This is a genomic window from Treponema socranskii subsp. socranskii VPI DR56BR1116 = ATCC 35536 (assembly GCF_000468115.1).
Classification (GTDB): Bacteria; Spirochaetota; Spirochaetia; order Treponematales; family Treponemataceae; genus Treponema_D; species Treponema_D socranskii.
On record NZ_AVQI01000020.1, the window covers coordinates 85599 to 108641 of the forward strand.

The window sequence follows — 23043 nt, forward strand, 5'->3', positions numbered from 1 at the left end:
TACCTCTCGTTAACTCACTTTTCACCGAATGCCGTAAAGGACAGCATAAGGCCGCCGCAGGTATTGCGTCCGTCGTCTTCGTAACCGTATTCGCCGAACGTAAATTCGACGATAAACGGAATCGTTCCCGCCTCTTTTTTAATCGCTGCGGTCAATTCGTTTATCCGCTCTCCGATTCCGATCCGCCTGCCGCCGCAGTGAACCAAATGGAAACCGGCTATCGGCCCTTTCATTTTCGCTTTTAAGTCGGCAAGAGCCGTACTCACGGCTTTTATTAAGCCGTCCGTATCGCTTTCGAGGAGGGCTATCGCCGTTCCGACCGCAAGATTGTTTCCTACTGCGATTGAACCGTCGGCATTGCCGTTCATCGGGTGACGCACCGCGATCAAATCGCCTAAGGGATCTTTTACTCCGAGCGGATTCGTAATGGAACGCACGAGCAGATTGCCGCCTTCCGTATCTTTTGTGCTCGCACCCGTCCATTCGCGGTATTGGTCAAGCGCCGGTTTTCCGTTGATTTCCACGAGGGTACGCTCTTTTGCGATTTTGGTAATAACGCCGTATTTACCGGTTTCACTGTAGCCGCCGGTATATTTGTTTGCAAAGGCGGCTTTCGTATAGAAAAAAGCAAGGGCTGCACCGTCGCCGGTTATCGTTTTGTCGGCAAACAGCTTCCATTCGCCTGCGAGCGTATTGTCCGCCGCGCTGCCGCCGAAAAGCGGTACTCTTCCCACAACGTCGGAAACACCTTTCAGATAGTATTCTTCTTCGCCGGGAGGCGCGACCATATACATATAGGCGGGCGCTTCCTTTTTACCGGCAGCGGCGAGCGCCTTTTCCGCCAATTTCCGTCCCGTTTCCCGCGCACTTCCGCTCTTTGCCAAGCCCGCCGTTCCGACCGTCAAATCGGTATCCGACAGCGCCATGATTCCGACAAAGCCTTTTTCGCCGGTAACAAACCCGTCTTGCGTGACGACGCCGGAAAACGACGTGTTTCCGATCAACGGCACTCCCGGAAGTTCTTCGCCGATCGCTTTCAATAACGCCTGTTGATCATACGAAACGCCGCTGTATACAAATACAAGTTTCAGATCGTGCAGCGCGTCTTTTACTTTCCGTGCGCATTCCTTTCCTGCCAGAGCCGCATCGGCATTATTGCTGCTCGCAGTCCGTATTCGTAACATAGCAACCTCCTGTAAAAACTTTTTCAGGAAATATCAATTTCCGAAAAAGTTTTTAGTCGTGCGCGTGAGCGCACACGTTCAATAATCGAGTTTGCAAAATACGGTGTTATCGTACACATACGATTTTTATTGAAATGATACGTATACACGTTTTCTGCAAACATCCGCGCAAACTCGAGATAAAAAGCGACGGCGATATTTTAGACGGCGCTTTTTATCGACCTCCTGTAAAAACTTTTTATAAGCCTTTTGATTTTATGATAGGAGGTGAATTTTCAGCTGTCAACGAAAATAAAAATTTACGGTTTTACATACTAAAAATACGGTTTTACAATATGAAACAATAGATGATTCGGCTTTCGGCAACGGCGGTATATGTGCTTTTCACCGCCGCCGTTTTATTATAGAGAATAATTATTATACAGTAATTTTTAAGTGAGAAGTTTTGATATGCAAAAAATTATTGCATATCCTCTTCCAGCCAGCGTTCGAAATCTTTTTCACCGTCGGGGGCGTCGTCGACGAAAGAGGGATCCATGTGCATTAAAAAATGCCAATCGCTTTCTCCCTTTTTTTTATACACGATCGCTTCTCCGTCTTCGGAACCGAAAAACGACCTGTCAACTTCGCAGCCTTGTCGTTCAAGCAAAATTTTTGCGCGTTCGTATGTGCGCTCCCGCTTTTCGATATACGCTTTTACTTCCGCATTGTCGATAACGTATGCGTCCACGCGCGTATATCCTGCCGCAAGTCCTCGATTTGCTTTTTCCATATTCGGAATTTCCCGCCAGATGATTTCCACGTCTTCCGTATTCGGAAACATAAAACGGCTGAGCGGTATGCACTTGCCGTTGTATTCGATTTCGGTATAATCGGGGAGCAGTTTGGGGCGCAGCGTTTCGCGCACGTCGCAAAAATCGCCGTCCCGTTCTTCGCTCATCGCATAACCGGGAACGGATCGAAGACTCTTTTTCGCTTCGTCGATGTTTTCAAACAGCGCCACCGGCGTTTCATTTCCGTTTTGATTGAAAACCAATAGATACGTCGTTTGCTTCGGATCGGATTTTTTGCCGTTTTGCTGTTCCATCTCCGGCTTTTCGATTTCCGATGCAGCTCGTTCGGATACCCTGTTTTCGGACACAGCGCTTTCCACATCGCCGCTTTTTATCGCACCGTTTTCCTGCCGTACGTCTTTCGGCGCTTCGCTCGACCGGCTCTTTGCCGTCACGCGGGGAACGGAAATCTTTATGACGCTCACCGCCGCCGCCATCCGCTCCGATACGGTAAAAGCTTTGCCGGTTTGCGTTTTCATAATCGACTCCAAACCGAACACCTTTTCCTTTGGGTTTTCGACGATTTCGGCCGTACCGTCGCCCATAACGCTCGCATACGCGGAACTGTATTTGCACGGAATGTCGCCCCCTGAAATCAGAGCAATGTCCGTTTCGAGTTCGATAAAAACGTTCGGATTTTTTTTAATGCAATCGATTTTACGCCCTTCTTTTGCGCTGTGCAGATAGAGCGTCAGCGCTCCGTCGGTAAAAACATAACCGTACTGCATCGGTACGACGTAGGGCACGCCGTCGTCGATCATGCCGATATGCACGACCTTCGCTTTTTCGATGATGCTTTCGATTTGCCGGATATCGGTCACTTCTCTGTCTTTTCTTCGCATGCGAGCCTCCGTACGCCCAGCTTTTTAGTATAACAAAGTTCGATTTACGTCAAGCGATGTATGTAACATCTCAAGGGCTGTTTTGCAGCGTATGCAAAGCAGCCTCTTTTGTTTTAAACTTCAGACGGCATATTGTAATCATTCTCTTTCCTCCGTTATACTGTCGCGTACAACGCAGCGGTTTTAAAATCGTTGTACGACGGAGGTTCTCTAATGCCAAGCGAAAAACGCTTCGTTTATTGTATGCGCTGTATGTCGATTGTCGTCGCACTTTCTATTTTTATGCTTTCATCGCGCTCGAAACTGCCGCTGCCCGATTCGGTAGTGTTTCCGGGCATGGATAAAGTTTTGCATGCGCTCGCGTTCGGGTGCTTTGCGTTCGCTTTTTCGTATTGGTTCGGCAGCGATATGTGGAAGGCAAAGCCTGCCGTATGCGTTTTGATCGTGTGCATCGCCGCCGCCTGTTACGGGGCAAGCGATGAAATTCACCAAATGTTTGTTCCCGGCCGCGACGCTTCCGTATACGATTGGATTGCCGACTGTACCGGAGCACTCGCCGCATCTTGTTTGCGCACGGTTCTCATCCGACGGCGTCAACACGTTGCGCGTGTTAAAAAAATCGAACGCTAAAGGGACATAAAGAGGTTTGCGGGGAAACGACAACGACGGTTTCTTTTTCCCGCGCCCTTATTCGTGCGGATGGTTTAATACCCCGACGCTTGCGTCGGGGTTGTTGATGCTTCCCTTTCGCAGGTTAATAATTTTTACAATGTGAGCGACGGCGGCGCATAAGCGCGCGCTTTCAATTCGTTGTCGAGCAAGTACAGGGCTTTCACGTCGCTTCCGAACAGATCGTATTTTGCAGATACTATCTCTTAATAAAATCCGATATTTGTCGGACACTTAACGCAATCGATCAAAGTCACTATAATACGCCGAATGTTTTCTCAGAGGAATTATATGTCAAAACATACCTGCTTCGGCACGACGCATTTTTACACTCGCGCGCTTTCGATTGCACTGCCGGTCATGGCGCAGCTTTTTGTACAAAGCTTTGTTTCGCTGATCGACAATTTTATGGTTGCCGGACTCGGCGATATAAAAATGGCCGGCGTAAATACCGCAGGGATGATTATCTTTGTCTTTATCATCCTCGTAAATACCCTTTGCTCTGCAGGCGGTATTTTTATGTCGCAATTCAGAGGAGCAAAAGACGGTGAAGGCATGCAGCAAAGCCTGCGCTTTAAACTTTTGCTCACCGGTACGGCGGGACTTGCGTTTACGATTATCGGTTTGATTGCACCGCGAGGTTTGTTCCGTCTTATGCTGACGGTGAACACCGATGCGGAGCCGATTATCGATCAGGCCGTACGGTACTCGCGCGCGGTTGCACTTTCATGGATACCGATGGTGTTTTCACAATCGCTTGCTTCTTCTTTGCGCGAAATCGAAATCGTCCGCCCTCCGTTGGTTATCTCAGTTATTGCAACACTTGTAAATACATTCTTTAATTGGGTTTTTATTTTCGGAAACCTCGGTTTTCCGCGTCTTGAAGTTGAAGGAGCCGGAATCGCAACAGTCATTGCGCGAGCGGCGGAGCTGATATTGTTTATTGCGTATGTTGTCGTAAAAAAGCCGCCGTTTCTTTTCAATATATTCAAACTCTTCAACATAAAAGTGCGGCTGTTCGGAACAATTATCAAAAAATCGACTATGATTTTATATTCGGAGCTGACATGGGCTTTAGCGGAAGCCGTTTCAACCGCTTTGTACAATACGCGCGGAGGAGCGGAAGTCGTCTCCGGTATGTCGGCGGGTTTTGCGATTGCAAATCTCTTCTTTATCTGTTTTTCAGGAATCGTAACCGCTTCGTCGGTTATATTGGGACAGGAACTGGGGGCGGGCAGACTTCAAGAAGCAAAAAAATATAAAAATTGGATACTGTCCGGCTCCGTACTCTTCGGCTTTATATTTATGGCAGCCGGATTTTGTACGGTAGGTTTAATCCCCTTTGTGTTTAAAAATTTAAGCGGCGGTTCTCAAACTATTGCACGCGGTCTTATTATCACCGCAGCTGCATACCTTCCGCTTTGGGCATATTTAAACGCACAGTATGCGATTTCACGCACCGGAGGCGATACGACGATGGGTGTTATCTGCGATACTATTGCCAATATTCTTTTTGTAGGCGGCATCTTTCTTTTAGTACGCTTTACCGCACTCGGTCCCGTTGCGATGTATGCGATCGTTAAAACCTCCGATGCGGTCAAAGCCGTCATCGCGCATTTTTGGCTCAAAAAAGAACGTTGGCTTGTGAACTTGACTTCCGATAAAAAGTAAAATCGCTGCGCGGCCTCTGCATACTTTAGAAAACTCGAAATTAAACGGGACGCGCTATTTCAGCGTTTCGTTTTAACCTTCAAATAAAAGTATATTGCGTATTCGTCAGCTTGTGTATCGGTGCAATATACTATACAGTAATTCAAACAAGGGAATACAATGATGAAAACGATAACGATTGACGGCGAGCATCTTACAATCGACGGCGTGTGTGCCGTTGCATACGGTAAAAGTGCGGTTTCGTTTCCGGAGGACGACGCGTTTTTCGAAACGCTCCGCCGATCGCGCAAATTTCTCGAAGAGTATATCGCAAAGGGTTTTCCGACATACGGCGTAACGACGGGTTTCGGCGATTCGTGCGGAAACCAAATCAATCCTTCACGCGCGGCAGAGCTGCAAAAATCCATCGTGCGCTTTCACGGCATCGGGCTCGGTAAAAAATTTTCGCACGAAGAAGGACGCGCCGTCGTACTGTGCCGATTGAACTCCGACGTAAAAGGCGGGCATTCGGCGATCAGAGTCGCCCTCGCCGAAATGCTCAAAACCCTGCTCGACAAAGATATCGTTCCCGTGATCCCCGAACTGGGATCGGTCGGCGCATCGGGTGATTTGACGCCGCTGTCCTATGTGGCTGCCGTCGTCATGGGAGAGCGCGAAGCGTATTACAAAGGGAAAATCGTTCCGGCGATTGACGCGCTCAAAGCCGAAGGAATCGCTCCTCTTCCGCTCGCGGCGAAAGAAGGACTTGCGATCATGAACGGTACGTCGGTGATGACGGCCGTCGCCTCCCTTTCATGGAAACGCGCGCGGAGGCTTGCGAATATCTGCGATTTCGTCACCGCAGCGACTGCGGAGATCGTGCGCGGCAACGAAGTGCCCTTCCGAAAAAAAGTCGCGGAGATGAAAAATCACGCGGGACAGATCGAAAGCGCGGGCTATATTTACGATATCGTAAAAAACTCGAAGCGCGTGTATCGATACGAAGACCTGCTCGAACGCATCGGCTCCATCGGCGACGCGCAGTTTGAAAGGCGCTTTGTCAAAATTCAGGATCGTTATTCGATTCGCTGCGCTCCGCAGATAAACGGCGTCCTGCGCGACACGCTTCGGATTGCCAGGCAGTGGATCGAAGAAGAGCTCAACTCCGCGAACGACAATCCTCTCGTCAACGTCGATACGGGAGAGCTCTACAACACCGGCAATTTTTACGGCGGGCACATCTGCGCCGCCTGCGATTACCTGCGTATCGCGCTTGCGAACATCAGCGATTTGGCGGATAAACAGGCGGAGATCATAATCGACGGAAAATTCAACAATCTTACGGAAAACCTGATCCCGTTTACCGACGATACCGACGAACGTGCGGGACTGCGCTTCGGCTTTAAGGCGGCGCAGATCACGATGTCGGCAATCCGTGCGGAAGTGCAGCATTGCTGTACGGCGATGAGTATTCAGTCGAGCCCGACGGAAGCGCTCAATCAGGATAAGGTTTCCATGGGGACGATTTCGGCACGAAAACTGCGTGACCAAATCGATCTCATCTATCTGCAATACGCCGTACACATACTCGCAGTGTGCCAAGCGGTCGATTTGATAGGCGCTTCGGAGTTCGGCGAATTTACGCAGCGAGTGTATGCCGAAGTCCGCGCCGTCTCCGCTCCGCTCGTCGACGACAGGCGGCTCGATGAAGACGCGGAAAAAGTCGCGCGGCTGCTCGAAGCGACGGAACTCTTTGAGTAAATTGATGCTACGTCTTCCATGCTTTGAAAACATTACGTAAAAAAGATATTTGCGTCGTAAGTATGTATCGGCGATCTCCGCTGCATACGCATCGCTATTTGAACGGTATTTTTGAGCCGCGGATAAATGCCGTTGCCGCGGCGCCGAGCAGCGACGCATTGTAGCCGAGCGCCGTCGAAACTATCGTCAGATTTTTATTTGCCGTCGCGTATAGGTGTTCGTCGACCGTCTTTTTGAGCGCGGCGATGTAGAGACTGCTGTCCATACCGATTCCGCATCCAAGAACGACGAGCGGAACGTTGAGTATGTTTACCGCGGCGGCGATTGCCTTACCGATATAGACACCTGTTTTTTCATATACGGCGCGCGCCGCCGCATCGCCCGCTTCCGCCATGTGTGCAATTGTTTTAGCTGAAAGCGAAGGCTTTCGAGCCGTGACGGCGGCTTCATATCTTCTAACGATTCCCGGCCCCGCAGCGACCGATTCAAGGCAGCCTCTGTTTCCGCACGGACAAAGAAAATCTTCGTCGGTGACGCACACATGTCCAAGTTCTCCCGCGTTGCCTGCCGCTCCCGAAAAGAGTTGTCCGTTGAGAAAGATACCGGCACCGCAGCCGTTGCTTATCGTGAGCCAAATAAAATCGTCGACGGTTTTTGCACAGCCGAATATTTTTTCCGCACATGCGCAGTTGTTCGCATCGTTATCGATAAACACGGGCAGAGCGAACAGTGCCGCCAAATTTTCCGCGATGGGAAAGTCCCGTACTTTTGAAAAAACCGCTTCTTTCCAAACACCCGTTTTCGGGTCGGCAAGTCCCGGAATGCTTACGCCGATACGGTCGGGCGCAAACATTTCGGCAAGCGGCATACAGAGCTGCCGGATCGAATCGAGGATGATCTGCCGGCTGACCGACTGAAATTGCATTTTACGTTCAGCGAGAATCTGTCCCGTTTCGTCTACGATCCCGACAAAGAGTTTTGAGCCTCCGATATCGATTGCAAGTGCGGTGCGTTTTTTCATCTGCTCGACTCCCGTACGATCATCGACGGCGCGTACACGGTACCCGTCGGCACGTCTTTTTGTGAAATGATGTCGAGGAGCTTTTCTGCAGCGGCTTCTCCGAGCCGGAATGCATTTTGCGAAACGGTCGTCAGCGCAACTTTGCACAGTTTTGCGAGTTTTATGTCGTCATAGCCGATGACGGAAACCTGTTCGGGAACGCGTATTCCGCTTTCGATCAGTTTATGCAAGGTTCCGATTGCAACGTTGTCGTTCGTGATAAAGAGCGCGGTTTTTACCGTATCGATTCGATTGTTTTTTATTAAAATCGGAACGAGATTTTCTCCGTCTTCAAATGTGCTTACGTGTTCATAACGGACGACGCGCTTCGCTTTCAGCGCGGCCAGACATCCGTTTACTCTGTCCGTAATCGTTTGGTGTTCGAAGCCCGACACGACGATGTGCTGCTTTGCGCCGAGGGTGTTCATGTATTCACCCGCGAGTTTTCCGCCTGCGAAATTGTCGGAGGCGACGTAGGGGCAGCGGCGCGAATCGGGGATGCAGTTGAATACGACGAGCGGTATCTTCGCTTTCAGCAGTATATTGATACTCTTGCTCGAACTCGAAAGCGGGGCGAGCAGCACGCCGTTCGCACGTTTGCTGATGAGCGAGCGTATCTGCGCGCTCTCTTTTTCGGCGATCCACTGCGACGAATGGATTTCAAGCGAATATCCGTTTGCGGAGAGCACGCGGTCGACTCCTTCAAGGATTTCGACGAAAAAGAAATTCGCCATTTCGTTGATGACGATGCCGACGGTCTTTGTCGGCGTACCGCTGAGGTTTTGTGCAATCGTACTGGGTACGTAATTTTTTTTGCGGATGACGCGCTGCACTTTTTCTCTCGTTTCCGCTTTGACGATGGACGGATTCGTCATAACGCGGGAAACGGTCGACTTCGATACGCCTGCTATGTGTGCGACATCGTTGATGGTAATCATAGGATTATTATCAACCGTATTTTGTCCTTTTGCAACTTTAAATTTTTTGTATAACTTAAAATTTTTTATTGACAGACGGACGGTCATGCCGTATCATTTAATAAAACCGGTTTCAAAAAAGGTAAAAATATGCCCCTTTCGTTTTTGGATCAATTCGATAAAGCGGCTTTGGAAGCCGCATCCGTTGCCGTTATCGGCGATATCTGTATCGATCATTATTATTTTACCGATTCGGCGGTATCCGAAATTTCCGTAGAAACGGGGCTCGAAACGGTATCGGTAAAATCGAGCGAGTATTATCTCGGAGGCGCGGCAAACGTTGCCGAAACGCTTCGAACGCTCGGAGTCGGAAACGTCGATCTCTACGGCATTTCGGGTTCTGATGCCGAAAGTGCGATTTTGGAAGCGCTGTGCAAAGAACGCGGGATTTCGACTCGCGGTATCGTGCTGCAAAAAACGGACTGGCAGACGAACATGTACCATAAAATCATCAAAGACGGAAGAGAGCTGCCCCGTTTCGATTTGGGAAACTTCAATCTTGTTTCCGAAGCGACGCAAAACGAGCTGCTCGAAAAACTCGATGCGTCGCTTTCCGAATACCGCTGCATCATCGTAAACGAACAGCTGCTTTCCGGTTTGACGAACGATTATTTTATACGCGAACTCAATAAGCGGATCGCTTCGACTGCGGGGCAAATCGTGTGGCTCGTCGATACGCGGCATCGCATCGGAAGCTATGAAAACGTCATCTATAAGATGAACGAGCGCGAAACGCTCTCGTATTATAACGGAAAAACCGGAAGCGAACGCTCGGTCGAAAAAGCCGCCGCCTCTCTTTCGGCGCGTTGGAACCGACCCGTCGCCGTAACGCTCGGAAAAGAAGGCGCGCTCGCAGTGCAGGACGGCAAAAGCCGCCGCGCGCTCGGCATAGATTTTACGCAGCCGATCGATACGGTCGGAGCGGGGGATGCGTTTATCGCTTCGATGGCCGCCGCCCTTGTTTCGGGGCTTTCGTTTTTCGATGCCGTCGATGCCGCAAACCTCGGCGCATCGGCAAGCGTTTTGACGCTGTATCGGACGGGACATCCTTCGCTTTTGGATATGCGTTCCGTCGCGCACAATGCGATGTTTCGCTATCATCCTGAAATTGCGAGTTATGCGGAAAAGCCGCGCACGCTTCCCGATTCGCACATCGAAATCATTGACGAGGCGGCATTCGAAAATCGCCGCATCTATCCGCAGGTTGCGATCTTCGATCACGACGGAACGATCAGCGTGCTTCGGCAGGGCTGGGAAAGTGTCATGGAAGCCGTCATGGTCGAAGCGGTGACGCAGGATGCGAGCGCGGATGAAGAGCTTCGGAAGCGTATTACGGCGGACGTCAAAGAGCTTATCGATAAAACGACCGGTATTCAAACGATCATTCAAATGCAGCTGCTCATCCCGATCATAGAAAAATACGGGCTTGTAAAAACCGTCCGCTCGGCGGAGGATTACAAAGCGATATTTGTCCGGCGCTTAAAACAATCGATGCAGGAAAAAGTCGATGCGCTGAGCCGCGGTGAATTGAACACCGACGACGTAACGATAAAAGGAGCTCGGGATTTTTTGCAAACGCTTTTTGAAGCGGGAACGAAATTGTATTTGGCAAGCGGCAGCGATCACGACGACGTCGTGCGCGAAGCGGAACGGCTCGGTTATGCACATCTGTTTACCGGAGGCATCTGCGGTTCGGTCGGCGATCCTAAAAACGATCCGAAAAAAATCGTCATTCAAAAAATTATTAAAGAGCTTGCAGAGCAGGGTATTCGTCCGGAAAGCTGTGCGGTTTTCGGCGACGGGCCGGTCGAAATGCGCGAAGCGCACGAAAACGGATTTTTTGCAGTCGGCGTTTTGTCCGACGAAAAACAGCGCTTCGGCGTCAATCGGGCAAAGAGAGCGCGCCTCGTGCTTGCGGGGGCGGACGTATTGATTCCCGATTTTTCGCAGATACGCCGCATTTACGGCAGGGCGTAATCGGTGGATCGGTGTACGATTTTACGGGGCGGGGCGATATTTTCATCGGTTAATAAATTTTAATAAGGAATGTTATGGCTGCGATGCGATTGTTCGACAGGTCGGAGATGCGCTATTTCCCGCTGTCGGAAAGGAAAAACAAAGTTTTCATCGAGCACGATTACGTCGATGAAAAAACGTATAAAAGCAAAGCCTCGCCTGAACTGCGCCTTCGCGCCGAACAAATTGCCGACGAACTGCGGAAAGCGAAAGAGGCGGGCGCTTCCCGTATGTGTGCATTCGGGGCGCACGCGATCAAAAACGGGCTCGGCCTGCTGCTTTCGAAATTCGTTGCGGAAGGATGGTTTACGCACCTTGCGACGAACGGCGCCGGCGTCATCCACGATTGGGAATTTTCGTTTCAGGGACAAAGCAGCGAAGACGTCCGTGCGAACGTCGCGCTGGGGCAATTCGGCACGTGGCAGGAGACGGGTTTTTCGATCAATGCGGCGATCGCCGCAGGCGCATACGAAGGACTCGGTTACGGAGAAGCCGTCGGCAAAATGATTTCGAAAGGCGGCATCGATATTCCGTCGGCAGAAGAGCTCGAAACTGTCGTCTGCGATAAAAACGCTCCGCTTTCAAAACGCGCCGCCGCCGCCGATTTTCTCGATGAAATACGTTCCCTCGATCTGCCGGACGGGCGCTTTTTGGCGATAGCGCATCCGTATAAGCGTTTCAGCGTGCAGGCTGCCTGCTATGAAAACGGCGTGCCGTTTACCGATCATCCGATGTTCGGCCACGATATCATCTATACGCACAAAGCGAATAAGGGAGCTGCGATCGGGAGGACGGCGGAAGTCGATTTTTTACGCTATGTTGCATCGGTGAGCGGTTTGCAAAACGGCGTGTATTTGTCGATCGGATCGGCGGTTATGAGTCCGATGATTTTTGAAAAAGCGCTGTCGATGGCGAGGAACGTTGCAATTCAAAACGGGCAAGAGATTCGGAACGCTGCGATCCACGTATTCGATTTGCAGCGCGAAACGTGGGATTGGAGAAGGGGTGAGCCGCCTGCGGACAATCCCGCATATTACCTGCGCTTTATGAAGACCTTCAGCAGGATGGGCTGTCCCGTCGATTACACGTCGGCCGATAACCGAGACATATTGGTGGAATTGTACAGAGCGCTGCATCGGTAGCCGCCGAATTCGAATGGGTAAGGTGCGGAAAAAAATCTTTGACTTTTCGAAAATGAGGTCGTATAATTTATGAGAACGGTTTCATAAAACAGGAGATCGTTTTAAAGAACGAGGGACTGTGTATGGATAAAAAAGTAATTGTGGATATGCGGCATATCTACAAATCGTTTTTCGGCGTGCATGCGCTCAACGATGTGTCGTTCGAATTGTGCGAAGGCGAAGTGATGGCGCTGCTCGGAGAAAACGGCGCGGGAAAATCGACGCTCGTCAAAATCATCTCCGGTGTTTACACGCGCGACGAAGGCAGCATGAAGCTTTTCGGCAAAGACGTCGAGATACATCTTTCGCCGAAAAAAGCGCAGGAGCTCGGCGTTACGATCATCCATCAGGAGCTCAATATGTGCGGGCATCTGACGGTTGCGCAGAATATTTTTTTGGGGCGGGAACTGTGTAGGGGTTCCGTGCTCAACGAACGCGAGATGAAAAAACGCACGCAGGAAGTGCTCGACGAACTGCAAATGGACGACATTACGCCGGATACGATCGTCGGAAATCTTCAAGTGTCGAAACAGCAGATGGTCGAAATCGCAAAAGCGTTTCATACAAATGCGAAGATTTTGATTATGGACGAACCGACATCCGCGTTGACGAGCAAAGAGATCGATCGGCTCTTCGGCATTATTAAATCATTGAAAGAAAAGGGTGTCGGCATTATCTATATATCGCACCGTCTCGAAGAGCTGCAGGATATTGCCGATCGCGTGACGATCATGCGCGACGGAAAATTCATCATACGCGGCGAATTCAAAGATATGCGGATGGATGAAATTATTAAAAATATGGTCGGTCGCGAAGTCAAAGAAAAGTTCCCGCGCATATCGACGCCGAAAGGCAAAAAAATATTTTCAATTAAAAATCTTTCGTCGGGTAAAATGGTGCGCGACGTATCGTTCGACGTATACGAAGGCGAAATCCTCGGCATCGCGGGGCTTATGGGGGCGGGGCGAACGGAATCGACGCGTGCGCTGTTCGGCGTCGACGCGAAAGACGGCGGAACGATCGAACTCGACGGCAAAGAAATTTTCGTCAACTGTCCGACCGATGCGATCAGGCAGGGCGTCGTGCTCGCTCCCGAAGATCGAAAAAAAGACGGACTGTGTACGAAGCTTTCGATCAAAGAAAACATCGCGCTGCCGAACCTCGATATTTTGTGCAACCGATTCGGCATAATCGACCGAAAAAAAGAAGCGGCGATGCTTGAAAACGCGGTAAAGCGGCTGTCGCTGAAGATGGCAGGCGGCGATAAAGATGCGGCATCCCTTTCCGGCGGCAACCAGCAAAAGCTTGTCGTTGCAAAGTGGCTGTTGCGCGAAAGCCGTGTTATCATATTCGACGAGCCGACTCGCGGCATCGACGTGGCGGCAAAAGTCGAAATATACAATCTGATGAACAAACTCAAACAGGAAGGAAAGGGCGTCGTATTCGTGTCGAGCGAACTTCCCGAAATTTTAGGAATCGCCGACAGAATCGTCGTTCTGTGTGAAGGACGGGTTACCGGAGAGATGCCTGCATCGGAAGCGACGCAGGAAAAAATATTATATCTTGCGACACGTTTTCTTAATAAAAAAAGCGAAAAAGAGGCAAAAGCGGTATGAGTGAAATACAAAAACAAAATCCCGTAAAGCGGCTTTTTGAGATCCGCGGCATGGGACAAGTGCTTACCGTTACGGCGGGGCTTATCGTGCTGAGTATCGCGTTCGGCATCGTAAACCCTGTATTTTTCAGCAGCCGCAACGTCGGAAATCTTTTGCGTCAAATTGCACCGATACTGCTCATCGGTATAGGGCAGTCCTATGTGCTCATTACCGGAAATATCGATTTGTCAATAGGTTCACTCATCGGCATGAGTTGTATGATAAGCGCAACGCTTATGACGAAAGGAACGAATCCGTGGGTTTCGGTTGCGATTACGCTCGTGTGCTGCCTTGTCATAGGAGCTGCGAACGGACTGCTCGTCGCGCTGTGTAAGCTGCCGCCGTTTATTGCGACGCTCGGTACGATGACGATTGCGCGCGGCGTCGCACAGATCGCGAACGGCAACTACAATACCGATTCGATCGGAGAAGCGGCGGAAGGCTTCCGCAATTTTTTCTATTACGGAAAGACGCTCGGTTTTTACAATACGATTTGGATAGCGATCGCGTTGTGGTTTGCGTTTAATTTTGTATTGACGCGGACGCGGACAGGCCGGCATATCTACGCGATCGGATCGAATGTCGAAGCCGCGCGTCTTTCGGGCGTCAACATCGTTTCGACGACGCTGAAAGCCTATCTCGTGTCGTCATTCGTTTCGTGCGTCGTCGGCCTTATTACGTGTGCGACGAGCGGTATGGGGACGATGGACAGCGGCAATTCATACGAATTGTATGCGGTCGCAGCGTCCGTTATCGGAGGCGTGTCGACGCTCGGAGGACAAGGGCTTTTGTTCGGTACGGTTATCGGCGCTTCGATTTGGGGCGTACTGCAAAACGGATTGCAGTTTGCGGGTGCGCCGGTCGCGATCAGAAATATCGTTATCGGCATTATCGTTATCCTTTCGGTATTGCTCGACATCATCGTGCGTACCGGTCGTCATGCCGGCAAAAAAGCGGCAAAGAATTCTGCTGTATAAAATGCAGGAAATATATTATTAATTATCATAGGAGGAAATTATGAAAAAAGGTATTACCTTTATTATCGCGGCGCTTGTTTTGGCGGGATCCGTGTTTGCGAACGGCACACAAGATACGGGTTCGAAAAAAGTTTATTTGATCACGATGGATCAAATGGACCAGCACTGGGTCAATGTCAATCAGGGCTGCGAAAAGGCGGTAAAAGAGATCGGCGGCATCACGTACAAGTGGCTTGCTCCCGATGTAAAAGACGATAACAAACAGATCGAGTGCATCAACAATGCGGTCGCCGACGGTGCGAATGTTATCCTGCTTGCGGCAAACGGTCCGACGGCGGTACAATCCGCGTTGAAAGAAGCGGTCGCTGCGGGCGTTAAGATTATCTATGTCGACAGCCCTGCAAAATTCCCCGGAGAGCAGACGCTCGCGACGGACAACAAAGCTGCAGGCGTAACGGCGGGCAAAGAACTTATCAAAGCGCTTTCGGCAAAAGGAATTACGTCGGGCTCGATCGGTATTATCAACACGAATGCCGCAACGACGTCGACGCTCGACCGCGAAAACGGATTCCGCAGTGCATTTGCCGGAACGCAGTTCAAAATCCTCGCAACGCAGTATTGCGAAGGAGACGCCGCGCGTTCGAAAGATGCTGCGTCGAATTTTATCGCTCAAGGCTGCGTCGGTCTTTTCGGTGCGAACGAAGGTTCGACGGTCGGTGTCGGAAGCGCAATCGCCGAGTCGAACGGTGCGGCGGTCGGTGTCGGTTTCGATAAATCCGATATGATCATGAATTTGATTCAGCGCGGTTCTCTTGTTGCGACGATGGCGCAAAACCCCGACGTGATGGGATACGAAGGTATGAAGAGCGCGGCGAAAGTGCTGAACGGTGAAAAGGTCAGTCCCGCCTACTATGATACGGGCGTTTCCGTTTTGACGAAAAAATAAATGTGTCGAATTCGCATTTTGTGATTTAATCAATTTACCCCGGTATTCCGTGCCGGGGTATTATAAATTCCCTACGAAAACGCCGTTTATCCGTTTTTGCAAGCGGCTGCAATCGCCGCATAATCGCCGATGGCGTTTCCGAGCGCGGCGGGTACGATGCGGCAGCTTTTTCGCGGAACTTCGAGCGCTTCTCTTTCTACGGCGAGCTCCATCGAAGGGCGCAAAAGATTTTCAGAGCGCGCAAATATGCTTCCGATGATGATGCATTCGGGATTTAATAAATCGATTAAAAGCGCGAGTCCGCGTCCGAGGTATTCTCCGGAGCGCGCGTAGATGCGCCGTGCGAGCTTGTCTCCCGAATCGGCAGCTTCTGCGATCGTTTTTGCCGTGAGTGTTTCGTCCGGCACGGCGAGCAGTACCGATCGTTCGCCCGATTTTTTTGCATCCGACACCATCGATCGACCGAGACGCGCGATGCCGCCTCCGGAACAAAATCCTTCAAACGATCCGAACTTTCCGTAACCGAGCGGGCCGTTTTCGGCGAGCCTGATATGCCCTGCTTCTCCTGCGAGTCCGTTCGCACCTTCGTAGAGCCGGCCGTCGAGGATGAGCCCTGCTCCGAGTCCCGTTCCGAAGGTCAAAAATATGAGGTTGCGCGTACCTTTTCCCGCACCGAATTTCCACTCGGCGACGGTACACGCGTTTGCATCGTTTTGCAAAAATGCGGGAACGGAAAGCCGTTCGGAAATATACTCCGTGACGGGAACCGCATCCCAGCCGGGAAGATTCGGCGGTGACATGACAAGCCCCGCTTTTTCGTCGAGCGGGCCGCCGCAGCTGATGCCTGCCGCCGCCGGATGCAGCGAATATTCGGCGATGATGCTTTTTGCCGCAGCGATAAGCGCGTCGAGCGTTTTTTGCCACGGCACGCGTTCGGTCGCGATCTGCTTCCGTGCGACAATCGTACACGCATCGTTCGCCCAGTCAGCACGTGCGGCGACGACCGCGCATTTCGTTCCGCCGATATCGAATCCGATGTAATCGTTCATTAGGTAGAATATAGCGTAAAAAGAAAAATCGTTATATACCGGCCGATATGGCCGCACGAATTTCGCATTTCAAAAAATCCGACGGAGAGCATTTTTTTCTCGACATTTAACCGAATACTTTGTACAATACATTCGCAAAAGTTTTTATGGAGGTACGATAAAAAGCGCCGTCTGAAATATCGCCGTCACTTTTTATCTCGAGTTTGCTCGGATGTTTGCAGAAGTCGTGTATATGTATCGTTCCGATAAAAATCGTATGAGTACAATACACCCCATTTGCAAACTCGACTATTGAACGTGTGCGCTCACGCGCACGGCTAAAAACTTTTTCGGATGTTGAAACATCCTGCAAAAGTTTTTATGGAGGTTATATGAAAAAGCTATCGGTATGGGTTCTTGCGCTCTGTGCCGCCGTGCTGTGTTTTTCGGCGTGCGGTAAGAAAAGCGCTTCAGGTGCCGAGTTTACTGTCAGCAACGGTGCCGAACCGCAGTCGATCGACCCGACGCAGATCGAAGGCGTGCCCGAACATCGTATTTATTTGGCGCTGTTCGAAGGGCTTGTCGGCTACGACGTTAAAACATGCGAAGCCGTTCCGGGCGTTGCGGAAAGCTGGGAGCGCAGTGCGGACAACACCGTTGTGACGTTCCATCTGCGTAAAACGACGTGGAGCGACGGTACGCCGATTACGGCGAAAACCTTTGTCGATTCGTGGCTCTATTATATGTCGCCGAAAACGGCAGCCGTCTACGCGTATATGCCGGCGTTGGTTATTAAAGGTGCGAAAGAATACAACGAAGGAAAAGCGCCCGAAACTTCCGTCGGAATCCGTGCCGTCGACGATTATACGTTCGAAGTGACGCTCGTGGGACCTGTCCCCTATGCGATCGATATGATGGCGCACTATGCGTTCGCGCCGCTTCCGATGCATGCCATAGAAAAATACGGTTCCGAATGGATTAAAAAAGAAAACTTCGTCGGCAACGGTCCTTTTGTACTCGAATCGTGGGTGCCGCAGGATAAGCTTACCGTTGTACCGAACGATAAGTATTGGAACAAAGAGAATGTATTTTTGTCGCGCATTACGTTTTTGCCGATCGAAGACAGCGTTACATCGTACAACAAATATAAAAACGGCGAAATCGATTGGAACTCGTCGAGCGCCCATATTCCGCCGGATTTAATCGACGAAGTTGCGCTCCGCGACGATTACCAGTGTGCGCCGTACCTCGGTTCGTATTATGCGTTTTTCAACGTAAACAATAAAACGCTCAAAGATGTCCGCGTACGCAAAGCGCTCATCCTCGCCCTCGATACGAAAGAGCTCGTTGAAAAAGTGACGAAGGGCGGAGAAATGGCGACCGGTACGTTTGTTCCCGAAATGGCGGGTTATACGCCGCCGAAGGGATTTTCGTTCGATGCGGTCGGTGCTAAAAAGTTGCTTGCGGAAGCGGGTTACCCCGACGGCAAGGGCTTTCCGGTACTCACGTATATTTTCAATACAAACGAAAAGCACAAAAAAACCGCCGAATGGGTGCAGCAGCAGTGGAAGAAAAATCTCGGCATCGACGTCGAACTGCAGAACATGGAATGGAATTCGTTCCTGACAAAACGGCAGGCGAACGACTTTGAAATCGCGCGCGCGGGGTGGATCGGCGACTACAAAGATCCGTCGAACTTCCTCGAACTTTTGACAACAGGCAGCGGAAACAACGACGGACGCTACAACGTTCCCGAATTCGATAAGCTCGTCAGTGACGCCGCTCGTATGCCGGCGGGAGCTGCGCGCATGAAAGTGCTTGAAAAAGCGGAGTCGATTGCAATCGCACGCGATGCGGCGGTTATCCCGATGTACATCTACGTTTCGCAGTGTCTTATCGATTTGAATAAATGGGAAGGCTGGTACTCGAACGTCCTCGATATTCATTCGTATGTAGGGATAAAACCGAAAAAATAAAAGGTGTGAACGTTCTGAAATAAATTCAAAAATAAATTGCAGAAAATATAATTTTCTGGTACAATAAACGGAACGGCCTAAAACGGCTGTTCCGTTTTTTTATGCCGGAGTACTGTATATGGGAAAATTTATTATAAAACGTTTGCTGGGGCTCATTCCGACGCTTTTCGTTATCATAACTCTGAGTTTTTTTATCACTCGGCTTGCGCCGGGCGGTCCGTTTGCGAGTGAAAAAAAAGTACCTCCGGAAATTCTCGCCAATCTCGAAAAGCAATATCACATGGATGAACCGCTGTTTAAACAGTACCTGCGCTATGTCGGCAATGTCCTCCACGGCGATTTGGGGCCGTCGTTTAAAAATAAAGATTTTACGGTCAATCAGCTGATCGGTTCGAGCATGCCGAATTCGCTTGTTCTCGGCATCATCGCCCTCGCGCTTGCGATGCTGTTCGGTATTACGTTTGGACTCATTTCCGCGGTAAAACAAAACACGTGGGTCGATTACACGACGATGTCCTTTGCGAGCGTAGGACTTTCGGTGCCGCTGTTCGTCGTAGGGCCGGTCGCGGTGTTTGTTTTTGCGCTTACGCTCAAGTGGCTTCCGACGTCCGGCTGGATTACGGGGCGCTACGGCTGGAAAACCCTCATTATGCCGGCTTTTACGCTCGCGCTTCCGCGCTTTGCGTCGATCGCGCGCTTGACTCGTGCGAGCGTGCTCGAAACGCTGCGTTCCGATTATGTGCGTACCGCCCGCGCAAAGGGTTTGAAAAATTCAGTCGTTATGGTAAAGCACGTGCTCAAGGGTGCGCTGCTTCCGGTCGTAAGCTATCTCGGCCCCGCGTTTGCAGGCATCGTTACCGGCTCGGTTGTCGTCGAACAAGTGTTCCTCGTGCCGGGTATCGGAAATTTTTTTGTTAAATCGGCGCTCAACCGCGATTATACGCTCATCCTCGGCACTGTCATCGTATATTCGGGAATCCTCATTCTCATGAACCTTATCGTCGATATTTTGTACGGATTCCTCGATCCGAGAATCTCTTATAAATAACGGGAATATTAAAACGCTATGATTAAAAAAGAAAAAAAAGCGACAAACGAATTTAATCAGGAGATGAAATCGGTGTCGCTGACGGCGGATGCGTGGAACCGTCTGCGGAAAAATAGAATGGCGTACGCGAGTTTTTGGATCGTTGTCGTCTATGCGCTCGTTGCGCTTTTTGCGCCGGTGCTGCCGTTTTATCCGTATGCGCAGCAGGAGTTGAATCACACGAATCTTCCGCCGTCGTTTCGCCGTGCAGGCGAAGTGGAGCTCATGGCGCGCAAAGCGTATTTTGCAAAAGTCATGGCAAAGGACAAGCGCAGCGAATACACTGCGGAAGAACAAGCGGTGATCGCTTCGATTGAAGAACGCAATAAAACCGATCCCGTGCAAAACCGCCGCTATATTTTGGGCACCGATTCGCTCGGCCGCGACATGCTGTCGCGCACAGTGTACGGCGGACGTATCTCCATGATGGTCGGCCTCATCGGCACGGTAACCGCGCTTCTCATCGGCATCGTCATCGGTTCGATTGCAGGTTATGCCGGCGGTAAAATCGATTCGTTTCTCATGCGCTTTGTGGATGTCATGTACGGATTGCCGTACATGCTCGTCGTCATCATCATGATGGCGATTGTCGGGCGAAACGTCGCTATCCTCTTTATCGCGATCGCGCTCGTGTCGTGGCTCACGATCGGCCGCGTCGTGCGCGGACAGGTGATGAGTTTGAAAAATATGGAGTTCGTCCTCGCCGCCCGTTCGATGGGCGCCGGCCCGTGGTATATCATCATGCATCATCTCATTCCGAATACGGTCGGCATCATCATCGTGTATACGGCGCTGTCGCTTCCGTCTTTTATCATGAGCGAAAGCTTTTTGTCGTTTCTCGGGCTCGGTATTTCGGCACCGCTTGCGTCATGGGGTTCTCTCATCGCCGACGGCGTACAGGGTATGGCGCTCTATCCGTGGTGCCTGCTCGTGCCGGCAATCGTCATGACGGTGTTTTTGTTTGCGATGAATTTTTTGGGCGACGGCGCGCGCGACGCATTCGATCCGCAGTCGAAAAACAGGGTGTGAGGCATATATGACGGACGAAGTGATTTTACAGGTAAAAGACCTCCGTACCTATTTTTATACCGACGCCGGAGTCGTAAAAGCCGTCGACGGTTTGACTTTCGATCTGCACAAAGGCGAAACGCTCGGACTCGTCGGCGAATCCGGATCGGGAAAAAGCGTTACGAATCTTTCCATTATCAATTTGATTCAAACGCCGCCGGGAAAAATCGAAGGCGGGGAAGTGCTGTTTTACGGCGAAGATTTGTTAAAGATGAGCGATGCGCGCCTGAGGGAAATACGCGGCGACAGAATCGCGATGATCTTTCAGGATCCGATGTCATCTCTCAATCCGTACCTTCGGATTTCAACGCAGATGATCGAAACGATATGTCTGCATCAGGGGCTTAACAAAAAAGCCGCAAAAGAAAAAGCGATCGAAATGCTGAAGCTCACCGGCATTCCCGCAGCGGAAAAACGCATCGACGGATACCCGCATCAATTTTCCGGCGGTATGCGCCAGCGCGTCATGATCGCGATGGGGCTTTCGTGCAATCCCGACATACTCATTGCCGATGAGCCGACGAGCGCGCTCGACGTGACGATTCAGGCGCAGATACTCGATTTGATGCAGGATTTGACGCACCGGCTCGGAACGGCCGTCATTTTAATAACGCATTCGCTCGGCGTCGTTGCCGGCGTGTGCGACACGATCGTCGTCATGTATGCAGGACGTATCGTCGAACGCGGTACGACCGAAGACATCTTTTACGATACAAAGCATCCGTATACGCAGGGGCTTATCAAATCGGTGCCGCGCCTCGACCGCGACGATGAAAGCCGGCTCTTTTCAATAGACGGGCAGCCGCCGAACGTCGTCGATTTACCCGACTGTTGTCCGTTTTATCCGCGCTGCCATAAGGCACTGCCCGTGTGCAAAAACCGCTATCCGCCGGTCGTGCAGTTTTCCGGCACGCACCACGCGGCGTGTTGGCTCTATGCGCAAAAAGACGGCGGAACACTCACCGCAGAGGACACGACAAAATGAGCGACAACATCCTTGAAGTGCATGATTTGAAAATGCATTTTTCCGACGGAAGCGAAGGCCTTTTCGGCGGCAAAAAAAAATATATCTATGCGATCGACGGCATCAGCTTTGACATAGCGAAGGGCGAAACGCTCGGACTTGTCGGCGAATCGGGCTGCGGTAAATCGACCGTCGTGCGGACGGTCGCGCATCTGTACAAGCCGACTGCGGGAAAAGTAATGCTCGACGGAAAAGATTTGACGAAGATGAAGCGCTCCGAAATGGTCGCCGTCCGCCGCGATATGCAGCTCGTGTTTCAGGATCCGTATTCATCGCTCGACCCGCGCATGACGACGTCGGAAATCATCGCCGAACCCATGCGCATTTACAAAAAATACGGTTTGCTCGACGTATCGGAAGCCGACATTACGTCCCGTGTCGAACACCTCATGGAACTCGTCGGACTTTCAAAATTTTTCAAAAACAGATTTCCACACGAATTTTCCGGCGGTCAGCGGCAGCGCATCGGTATCGCACGTGCGCTTGCGCTGAAACCTCGCCTCATACTCGCCGACGAACCCGTTTCCGCCCTCGACGTTTCGATCCAGGCGCAAGTGCTGAATCTTTTTAAAGACATTCAAAAAGAGATGGAGCTGTCGTATCTGTTTATCGCGCACGATTTGGCGGTTATCAAATACATTTCCGATAGGATCGCCGTCATGTATCTCGGAAAAATCGTTGAAACGGGCGGCTATAAAGATCTCTACGCGAATCCGCTCCATCCGTATACAAAAGCGCTGCTTTCCGCCGTTCCGATCCCCGATCCGAAAGTCGAGCGTCGGCGCCAGCGCATCATATTGAAAGGTGACGTACCTTCTCCCGACACACAGCGTCCGGGCTGTTATTTTTACGACCGCTGTCCGAACCGCATGGAAAAATGCAAACAGTGCCAGCCTAAGTTCGTAAAACCCGCACAAGCGGCTGCCGATCACAGCGTCGCGTGTTTTTTGTACGAGTGAGGGAGAGACCGTCGCGACGTTATATGAGCGGGCTGATACTGCGTAAATTTTATCGGCTGCGCGTATACGCGCAGGAATTCACTGTCTTTTTGTTACTGTCGATCCTGCCTATTATTATCATTACCTGTTTGATTTACGGATTATTTTATC

The 23043-nt window shown here is 50.9% G+C and carries 18 protein-coding genes; 13 read left to right on the forward strand and 5 right to left on the reverse strand.

The window, feature by feature from the left end; all coding sequences use genetic code 11:
* Positions 1-14: 14 nt before the first annotated feature.
* Together HMPREF0860_RS03270 and HMPREF0860_RS14030 are read right to left on the reverse strand one after the other, a co-directional pair.
* On the reverse strand, positions 15-1184 hold the full coding sequence (locus tag HMPREF0860_RS03270; protein ID WP_021495486.1) for an FIST signal transduction protein: 1170 nt from the start codon (positions 1182-1184) through the stop codon (positions 15-17).
* Positions 1185-1644: 460 nt separating this feature from the next.
* Positions 1645-2859: a pyridoxamine 5'-phosphate oxidase family protein gene (locus tag HMPREF0860_RS14030; protein WP_021329704.1), complete on the reverse strand. Its 1215-nt coding sequence runs from the start codon at positions 2857-2859 to the stop codon at positions 1645-1647.
* Between the two features lie 213 nt (positions 2860-3072).
* On the opposite strand from HMPREF0860_RS14030, the gene HMPREF0860_RS03290 reads away from it, so the two are divergent.
* From HMPREF0860_RS03290 to HMPREF0860_RS03300, 3 genes are all read left to right on the forward strand, one after another.
* Positions 3073-3489 carry a VanZ family protein gene (locus HMPREF0860_RS03290; protein ID WP_021329739.1) on the forward strand — a complete coding sequence of 139 codons (417 nt, stop codon included), beginning with the start codon at positions 3073-3075 and terminating at the stop codon, positions 3487-3489.
* A gap of 330 nt (positions 3490-3819) precedes the next feature.
* Positions 3820-5199, forward strand: coding sequence for an MATE family efflux transporter (locus tag HMPREF0860_RS03295; RefSeq protein WP_021329639.1), 1380 nt, complete (start codon positions 3820-3822; stop codon positions 5197-5199).
* Positions 5200-5358: 159 nt separating this feature from the next.
* A complete protein-coding gene (locus HMPREF0860_RS03300) occupies positions 5359-6939 on the forward strand; it encodes an HAL/PAL/TAL family ammonia-lyase (protein WP_021329709.1) in 1581 nt (526 codons plus the stop codon).
* 94 nt (positions 6940-7033) lie between these two features.
* Here the strand turns inward: HMPREF0860_RS03300 and HMPREF0860_RS03305 are convergent, their stop codons facing one another.
* Positions 7034-7960: an ROK family protein gene (locus HMPREF0860_RS03305; protein ID WP_021495485.1), complete on the reverse strand. Its 927-nt coding sequence runs from the start codon at positions 7958-7960 to the stop codon at positions 7034-7036.
* Complete coding sequence (locus tag HMPREF0860_RS03310; RefSeq protein WP_038080558.1) at positions 7957-8937, reverse strand: LacI family DNA-binding transcriptional regulator; 981 nt, start codon at positions 8935-8937, stop codon at positions 7957-7959. Before HMPREF0860_RS03310 ends, HMPREF0860_RS03305 begins: the two co-directional genes overlap by 4 nt.
* Positions 8938-9066: 129 nt before the next feature.
* On the opposite strand from HMPREF0860_RS03310, the gene HMPREF0860_RS03315 reads away from it, so the two are divergent.
* The 5 genes from HMPREF0860_RS03315 to HMPREF0860_RS03335 all read left to right on the forward strand — a co-directional run bounded on the left by HMPREF0860_RS03315 (position 9067) and on the right by HMPREF0860_RS03335 (position 15751).
* The gene (locus tag HMPREF0860_RS03315; RefSeq protein ID WP_021329640.1) at positions 9067-10953 is read left to right on the forward strand and encodes a PfkB family carbohydrate kinase; all 1887 of its coding nucleotides are present in this window, start codon (positions 9067-9069) and stop codon (positions 10951-10953) included.
* Positions 10954-11027: 74 nt separating this feature from the next.
* Complete coding sequence (locus HMPREF0860_RS03320; RefSeq protein ID WP_021329703.1) at positions 11028-12134, forward strand: GSU2086 family protein; 1107 nt, start codon at positions 11028-11030, stop codon at positions 12132-12134.
* 122 nt (positions 12135-12256) lie between these two features.
* Entirely contained in the window at positions 12257-13789 is a 1533-nt protein-coding gene (locus tag HMPREF0860_RS03325; protein ID WP_021329696.1) for a sugar ABC transporter ATP-binding protein, read from the forward strand.
* On the forward strand, positions 13786-14805 hold the full coding sequence (locus HMPREF0860_RS03330) for an ABC transporter permease (RefSeq protein ID WP_021329632.1): 1020 nt from the start codon (positions 13786-13788) through the stop codon (positions 14803-14805). Before HMPREF0860_RS03325 ends, HMPREF0860_RS03330 begins: the two co-directional genes overlap by 4 nt.
* Positions 14806-14845: 40 nt before the next feature.
* Entirely contained in the window at positions 14846-15751 is a 906-nt protein-coding gene (locus tag HMPREF0860_RS03335) for a substrate-binding domain-containing protein (RefSeq protein WP_021329650.1), read from the forward strand.
* Positions 15752-15837: 86 nt separating this feature from the next.
* Here HMPREF0860_RS03335 and HMPREF0860_RS03340 read toward each other — a convergent pair whose 3' ends face one another.
* Entirely contained in the window at positions 15838-16800 is a 963-nt protein-coding gene (locus tag HMPREF0860_RS03340; protein WP_021329712.1) for an ROK family protein, read from the reverse strand.
* 371 nt (positions 16801-17171) lie between these two features.
* Between HMPREF0860_RS03340 and HMPREF0860_RS03345 the strand changes: the two genes are divergently transcribed.
* From HMPREF0860_RS03345 to HMPREF0860_RS03365, 5 genes are all read left to right on the forward strand, one after another.
* A complete protein-coding gene (locus HMPREF0860_RS03345; protein WP_021495492.1) occupies positions 17172-18755 on the forward strand; it encodes a peptide ABC transporter substrate-binding protein in 1584 nt (527 codons plus the stop codon).
* A 118-nt stretch (positions 18756-18873) separates the two neighbouring features.
* The gene (oppB, locus tag HMPREF0860_RS03350; RefSeq protein WP_021329725.1) at positions 18874-19803 is read left to right on the forward strand and encodes an oligopeptide ABC transporter permease OppB; all 930 of its coding nucleotides are present in this window, start codon (positions 18874-18876) and stop codon (positions 19801-19803) included.
* 18 nt (positions 19804-19821) lie between these two features.
* Positions 19822-20871, forward strand: a complete 1050-nt coding sequence (locus tag HMPREF0860_RS03355; protein ID WP_021329654.1) for an ABC transporter permease — start codon at positions 19822-19824, stop codon at positions 20869-20871.
* Positions 20872-20878: 7 nt separating this feature from the next.
* Complete coding sequence (locus tag HMPREF0860_RS03360; RefSeq protein WP_021329692.1) at positions 20879-21895, forward strand: ABC transporter ATP-binding protein; 1017 nt, start codon at positions 20879-20881, stop codon at positions 21893-21895.
* Complete coding sequence (locus HMPREF0860_RS03365) at positions 21892-22893, forward strand: ABC transporter ATP-binding protein (RefSeq protein ID WP_021329628.1); 1002 nt, start codon at positions 21892-21894, stop codon at positions 22891-22893. The genes HMPREF0860_RS03360 and HMPREF0860_RS03365 overlap by 4 nt, the downstream gene beginning before the upstream one ends.
* Positions 22894-23043 lie beyond the last annotated feature (150 nt).